This is a genomic window from Actinotalea sp. JY-7885, from assembly GCF_014525465.1.
Classification (GTDB): Bacteria; Actinomycetota; Actinomycetes; order Actinomycetales; family Cellulomonadaceae; genus Actinotalea.
Window position 1 is genome coordinate 1 of record NZ_JACEXH010000184.1, and the last position, 5932, is coordinate 5932.

At 77.1% G+C, this 5932-nt stretch carries 7 protein-coding genes; 5 read left to right on the forward strand and 2 right to left on the reverse strand.

Annotation, left to right across the window (positions count from 1 at the left end; genetic code table 11):
- Positions 1-80: 80 nt before the first annotated feature.
- The gene (gene modA / locus IDM29_RS14040) at positions 81-1031 is read right to left on the reverse strand and encodes a molybdate ABC transporter substrate-binding protein (protein ID WP_309232741.1); all 951 of its coding nucleotides are present in this window, start codon (positions 1029-1031) and stop codon (positions 81-83) included.
- Between the two features lie 63 nt (positions 1032-1094).
- Positions 1095-1529, reverse strand: coding sequence for a molybdopterin-binding protein (locus IDM29_RS14045; RefSeq protein WP_188037662.1), 435 nt, complete (start codon positions 1527-1529; stop codon positions 1095-1097).
- Positions 1530-2123: 594 nt separating this feature from the next.
- On the opposite strand from IDM29_RS14045, the gene IDM29_RS14050 reads away from it, so the two are divergent.
- The 5 genes from IDM29_RS14050 to IDM29_RS14070 all read left to right on the forward strand — a co-directional run.
- Positions 2124-3365 carry a ThiF family adenylyltransferase gene (locus IDM29_RS14050; protein WP_188037663.1) on the forward strand — a complete coding sequence of 414 codons (1242 nt, stop codon included), beginning with the start codon at positions 2124-2126 and terminating at the stop codon, positions 3363-3365.
- A gap of 79 nt (positions 3366-3444) precedes the next feature.
- Positions 3445-3993 carry a GNAT family N-acetyltransferase gene (locus tag IDM29_RS14055; protein ID WP_188037664.1) on the forward strand — a complete coding sequence of 183 codons (549 nt, stop codon included), beginning with the start codon at positions 3445-3447 and terminating at the stop codon, positions 3991-3993.
- A 21-nt stretch (positions 3994-4014) separates the two neighbouring features.
- Complete coding sequence (gene glp / locus IDM29_RS14060; RefSeq protein ID WP_188037665.1) at positions 4015-5250, forward strand: gephyrin-like molybdotransferase Glp; 1236 nt, start codon at positions 4015-4017, stop codon at positions 5248-5250.
- Positions 5247-5714, forward strand: a complete 468-nt coding sequence (gene moaC / locus IDM29_RS14065) for a cyclic pyranopterin monophosphate synthase MoaC (RefSeq protein WP_182111809.1) — start codon at positions 5247-5249, stop codon at positions 5712-5714. Before glp ends, moaC begins: the two co-directional genes overlap by 4 nt.
- On the forward strand, positions 5711-5932 hold a 222-nt coding region (locus IDM29_RS14070; RefSeq protein ID WP_188037666.1), incomplete at its 3' end, for a molybdenum cofactor guanylyltransferase. The genes moaC and IDM29_RS14070, both read left to right, overlap by 4 nt.

Sequence of the window (5932 nt, forward strand, 5' to 3'; positions counted from 1 at the left end):
CGTGCGAGGCGGGGCGGCGCGGCCCGGCTCGTCGGTCGGGCCGGCGCCGGGCGCGGGCACCATCGGGGTGGTCGCCCGGTTCACGGGGGCGGTCCGAACCCGGCGTCGCGCAGGACGGCGCGGCCGACGTCGGACGTCAGGAGGTCGACGAACGCGCGCGCGCCGGCGGGATGGGGCGCGTCGGGCAGGACGAGGACCGGGTACGACGTCGTCCACGGCGCGGCGCCGTCGCCGGTGAGTGCGGTGCCGGGCTCGCCCGCGGCCCCCCGATCGCCCGTGGCGCCGTCGAGCGGGACGCCGACGACCCGGCCCGCACGCACGAGGGGCGCCGACGGGTGCACGTCGGACGCGTAGACCAGTCCCGCGTCCACCTCGCCGAGCGCCACCTTGGTGAGGACCCCGCCCACGTCGTTCTCGTACGTCACCGGCGCGCGTGCGACGCCGGCGGCGGCCAGCACGGCGTCGGCGCCCTCACCGCACGGGACCTCGGGGCGGCACACCGCGTACCGGGCGTGGGCGAGGTCGGCGAGGGACCGGACGGCGGCGTCGTCGTCCGGCGCGTCGCCGTTGCCGGGCGCGGACGGCCCCGGGACGGCGAGGGCCATGGTGTTCGTCGCGACCACGACGGGCTCGGGCGTCCCGGTCCCGGCCTCGTCGAGCGCGCCGGTCGCGGCCGCCATCGTCTCCACGCTGGCCGTGGCCAGGACGTCGGCGGGCGCACCCGCCGCGACCTGCGCGGCGAGGGCGGTGCTCGGTCCGGTCGAGATCGTCACGGTCAGCCCGGGGTGGCGCCGCTCGAGCTCGGCGGCGAGCGTCTCGTAGGGCTCGGCGAGCGACGCTGCGGCGAGCACGACGACCTCGCCCACGGCGTCGTCGTCCGTGCCGCCGGGTGCCGCGCGAGGAGGCGCGTCCGCCGCGTCCGTCCCTGCGGACGCGGTCCCGCCCTCCGCGAGCCAGACCCCGCCGCCGACGAGCAGGACCGTCGTCGCCGCCCACGCGATCGGGCGCCACGCCGCGCGACGCGTGCTCACGCGGCACCACTCACGACCGCGGACGGACGCCGCGCCGGGGGACGCCAGCTCATGCTGCGACCCTCACGGCGACGGGCGCCGGGCGCCGGGGCCGACGTCGTGCGTGGTCGGGCGCTCGATCGCGACCGTCGTGGCCTTGGCGGTCGCCGTCGCGAGGACGCCCGGCTCGAGGCCGAGCTCGTCGGCCGCCTCCCGGCTGATGAGGGAGACCACCCGGAAGGGGCCCGCCTGGATCTCGACCTGGGCCATGACCGTGTCGCGCACCACGCGGGTGACCAGGCCCGTGAACCGGTTGCGCACCGAGTGCCCGGACGAGCCCTCCGGGCCGGGGGTCGAGGCCAGCTCCTGGGCGAACGCCGCGAGCTCGGCGCCGTCGACCACGCGCCGTCCGGTGTCGTCGAGCCGCGCCGTCAGCCGTCCGGCGTCCACCCACCGGCGCACGGTGTCCGTGCTCACGCCCATCAAGGTCGCAGCGTCGCGGATGCGGTAGGTCGGCATCGGCCCACCGTACTCACGTGCGTCCTGAACGGGCTAGAACAGTCGCACCCGCGCCTGAAGGAGCCAACGGCCGGGTCGCCGCGGGCGGAGGCGTCCGGACAGGCGCCCGCGCCCATCACCACCCGTGTGCGCGGAGCGTCGTGCCCTGTGCGGAGCGTCATCCCCTCTCCGCGGAGCGTCGTGCGTCCGAGCGTGGCGCCGCGTGCCGTGCGTGGAGCGTTGTGCGGCCGAGCGGAGCGTCGTGCGCGGTGCGTGGAGCGTCGTGCTCCGACACGCCGGTGTGTCTCGGCACAACGCTCCACGGTCGGTGTCGGGCCCGTTGCGGCGGAGGCGTCAGCTGTCCGGCCACGCTGGTAGCCGGACGCGGCGAGCCGTCTGTGCGGAGCGTCGTGCGGCTGAGCGGAGCGTCGTGCGCGGGATGTGGAGTGTCGTGCTCCGACACGCCGGTGTGTCTCGGCACAACGCTCCACGGTGGGTATCGGGACCCGTGTGCGGCACTCACGGTGGATGGTGTCGGGGCCCGTGCACATCGCTCCACGGTGGGTGTCGGGGCCCGTGGCACGGCGCCGCGCGGGGGTGGGTAGCGTGGCGCGCATGGGGGTGCCGCCGCTCGTGGAGCCGGGTCCGCCGCTCACGACCGCGCAGGTCGAGCGGTGGTCGCGCCACCTGCTGCTGCCGGCGCTCGGGGAGCTCGGGCAACGCCGGCTGCGCGCCGCGCGCGTGTGCGTCGTCGGCGCGGGTGGCCTGGGCGCGCCCGCGCTGCTCTACCTCGCGGCGGCGGGCGTCGGGCGGCTGGGCATCGTCGACCACGACGACGTCGAGCTCAGCAACCTCCAGCGGCAGGTGGTCCACGGCCGTGCCGACGTCGGCCGGGCCAAGACCGAGAGCGCACGCGACGCGGTCCACAGGATCGACGACGACGTCGACGTCGTGCTGCACCACGTGCGGCTGGACGCCGCCACCGTCGACGAGGTGCTGGGGGGCTACGACCTCGTGCTCGACGGGACCGACAACTTCCCGACCCGCTACCTGGTCAACGACGCGTGCGTACGTCTCGGGCTGCCCGAGGTCTGGGGGTCCGTCTACCGCTTCGACGCTCAGGTGTCGGTGTTCTGGGGGCGCCCGCCGCAGGGCAGCGGCGTGCCCGCCGTGCAGCTCCGCGACCTCTTCCCGGCCCCGCCGCCCCCGGGCAGCGTCCCCTCGTGCGCCGAGGGCGGCGTCCTGGGCGCCCTGGTCGGGCAGGTCGGTTCGATCATGGCGACCGAGGCCGTGAAGCTGATCACCGGCACGGGCGAGCCACTGCTGGGCCGCGTGCTGGTGCTCGACGGCCTCGCCGCGCGCTGGTCGGAGGTGCCGCTGCGCGGCGGCGCCCACGCGCCGGCCGCGACCGACGGTGCAGCCCCGACCGACGGTGCAGCTCCGACCGACGATGCAGCCCCGACCGACGGTGCAGCCCGCACCGACGACGTCCCCGACGACCTGCCCGCCGTCACGCCCGACGACGTCCCGACGATCGGCGCGCTCGCCCTCGCCGAACGGCTCAGGGCCCGCGAGCGCGGCGAGGACGACTTCACGCTGGTCGACGTGCGCGAGCCGGGGGAGCGCGCCATCGTCGCGATCCCCGGCGCGCTCGCGATCCCGCTCGCCGACCTGCTCGACGGCACCGGACTGCCGCGCGTCCCGGGCGACCGTCCCGTGGTGCTGCACTGCCGCAGCGGCGTCCGCTCGGCGCAGGCCGCGCGCGCGGTCCGGGCCGCGGGCCGCGACGTCGCGCACCTCGACGGCGGCGTGCTCGCGTGGGTCCGCGACGTCGACCCGTCCCTGCCCTCCTACTGACGCCCGACCGCCCGCGGGGCGTCCCGGACGCGCGGCCGGCGCGGCGGCGGCGCGGACCGCGGCGCTACGGTCGACCCCCATGACCGTCTCCCTCCACCGCCTCGATCCCACGGGTGTCGACCGCGCCGACCTCGTCGAGTTCATGACCCGCAACGTCTTCCCGTTCCACGTCCGGCCGCGGCTCACCGCCGAGGACGTCGAGCGCGCGATCGCCGACGGCGCCTACCGGGACGAGGACCACGACTCCTTCTGGCTCGAGCACGACGTCCTCGGGCGGATCGGCTTCCTGCGGCTGGAGGACCTCAGCGACGACGCACCGCTGTTCGACCTCCGGCTGGACGAGCCCGCCCGCGGCCGGGGCCTGGGTGCCGAGGCGGTGCGCGCGGCGACGGACCTGGTGTTCGGGACCATGCCCGACGTCCACCGCTTCGAGGGCCAGACGCGCGAGGACAACGTCGCCATGCGCCGCACCTTCCTGCGGTGCGGCTGGCTCAAGGAGGCGCACTACCGCGAGGGGTGGCCGGTCGCGGGCGGGCAGCCGGTGGCCTCGGTCGCCTACGCCATCCTGCGGCGCGACTGGGAGACCGGCACGACGACGCCCTTCGTCTGGGAGGACCTCACGGCCTGACGCACGGTCATACTGGCGCGCATGCGAACCGTCACCGAGCACCGCGCCGCCGTGCTCGGCCTCGTCGAGCCGCTGCCCGTCGTCCGCGTCCCGATCGCCGACGCCGCAGGACTCGTGCTCGCGCAGGACGTCCGCGCGCCCGAGGCCCTGCCCCGCTGGAACAACTCCGCGATGGACGGCTACGCCGTGCAGGCGCACGACGTCGCCGCCGCGACCCTCGCGGAACCGGTGCGCCTCACCGTCCTCGCGGACCTGCCCGCCGGCAGCGCCGCCGAGCCCGTCGTGACACCGGGGACGGCGGCGCGGATCATGACCGGCGCGCCGCTCCCGCCCGGCGCGGACGCGGTCGTCCCGGTCGAGCAGACGGACGGCGCGACCGACGTCGTCGCCGTCCACGCACCGGCGGCCCCCGGAGCGCACGTGCGACGGGCCGGCGAGGACGTCGCCGCCGGTGAGCTCGTGCTCGCGGCGGGGACGCTCCTGGGGCCGCGGCAGGTCGCGGCGGCCGCGTCGGTGGGCTGCGGCGAGGTCGCCGTCCACCGGCGGCCGGTCGTGGCGGTCCTGTCCACCGGGAGCGAGCTCGTCGCCCCGGGCGCGCGCCTGGCCCGCGGCCAGATCCCGGACTCCAACTCGTTCCTGCTCGCCGCGGCCGCGCGGGCCGCGGGCTGCGACGTCGTGCGCGTCGGTGCGGTGCCCGACGAGGCGGACGCGCTGCGCGCGGCGCTCGACGCGCAGGACGGCGCCGTCGACCTCGTCATCACCTCGGGCGGCGTCAGCATGGGCGCGTACGACGTCGTGAAGGAGGTGCTCGCCGCCGACGCCGGCATGGCGTTCGTCAGGGTCGCGATGCAGCCGGGCAAGCCCCAGGGCTACGGCCGGCTGCGGGGCGGCACCCCGATCGTGGCGCTGCCCGGAAACCCGGTGAGCGCGTCGGTCTCCTTCGAGGTCTTCGTCCGGCCCGCCGTGCGCCGGCTGCGCGGCCTGGCCGCCGACGTCGTCGAGGAGGAGGCCGTCGCGCTCGAGGGGTGGACCAGCCCGCCGGGCCGCGAGCAGTACATGCCGGTGACGTACGTGGGCACCGCCGCGCCGGGCGACGGCGGGGCGTCGCTGCCCGCGGTGCGCCCGGCCGTGCGCGGCGGCTCGGGCTCCCACCTCGTCGCCGGGCTCGCCCGCGCGGAGGCGCTCGCGGTGGTCGCGGCCGACGTCGAGCGCGTCGAGCCCGGGGATAGGGTGCGGCTCATGCGAGCCGAGCGATGAGCTTCACGCACCTGGACGACGCCGGCCACGCGCGCATGGTGGACGTCACCCACAAGCAGCCGACCGTCCGGCAGGCCACGGCGGCCGGTCACGTCCTGTGCGCGCCGCACGTGGTCGCCGCGCTGCGCTCGGGCGACGTGCCCAAGGGCGACGTGCTCGCCGTCGCGCGCATCGCCGGCATCAGCGCCGCCAAGCGCACCGCCGAGCTGCTGCCGCTCGCCCACGTCATCGGCGTGCACGGCGTCGTGGTGGACCTCGAGGTCGTCGACGGCGGCGTGGACGTCACCGCGACCGTCCGCACGGCGGACCGCACCGGCGTGGAGATGGAGGCGCTGACCGCCGTGAGCGTCGCCGCGCTCGCCGTCGTCGACATGGTCAAGGGCATGGACAAGGGCACGTCGATCACCGACGTGCGGCTCGTCGCGAAGTCCGGCGGGCGCTCGGGGGACTGGCGCCGGGAGTGACCTTCGACGCGATCGTGCTGGCCGGTGGGCAGGGGCGCCGCCTCGGTCGCGTGAGCAAGCCCGACGTCGTCGTCGCCGGACGGACGCTGCTCGACCACGCGCTCGCCGCGACGGCCGGCGCGCGGCGCGTCGTCGTGGTGGGGCCGCCCGAGCTCGCCCGGCCGGGCGTGACGGTGGTCCGCGAGGACCCGCCGTCGGGCGGGCCGGTCGCGGGCGTC